The organism is Corynebacterium sp. UMB4614, assembly GCF_030217065.1.
Classification (GTDB): Bacteria; Actinomycetota; Actinomycetes; order Mycobacteriales; family Mycobacteriaceae; genus Corynebacterium.
The window spans coordinates 1-387 of sequence record NZ_JASONC010000062.1 but is presented as its reverse complement, the minus strand read 5'-3'; the positions used below and the strand labels follow the sequence as shown (position 1 = coordinate 387).

Annotated in this window: 1 protein-coding gene; it reads right to left on the bottom strand. The window is 58.1% G+C overall.

Annotation, left to right across the window (positions count from 1 at the left end):
• A partial coding sequence (locus tag QP413_RS10350) for a transposase (protein ID WP_284781600.1) occupies nt 1–387 on the bottom strand: 387 nt, incomplete at both ends.

Below are 387 nucleotides of genomic sequence, written 5' to 3'. Positions count from 1 at the left end.
AACAGCCATCCTTTCCGTGAGAGGTGCAGCAGGGAGTTGTATGCCTTGCGAACTCGCAGGTGGGTCCATTCCCACTGTTTATTCAGGGTGCGGCGTTCTTTGGGGAGGGGTGTTTTTTCGTTGAGGAATGCTTTGAATACCTGTCCGAAGTCATGCAGACGCAGCGTCCACTCCCGTGCCTGGTCGAGTGTGGTGATACGGGTCAGTTTCAATGCCAGGGCGTAGATGGCTTTGCCGGCGTCGGTGCGTGGACGCGATGTGGTGTAGCGACGGATGACGCGTTGGGCATGGACAAGGCAGCGTTGAATCCGTGTGTTGGGCCAGCAGGCTTTGATTGCTGAGTAGGCGCCTTGGCCACCGTCGAGGACAACGCATAGTGGTGGGGCG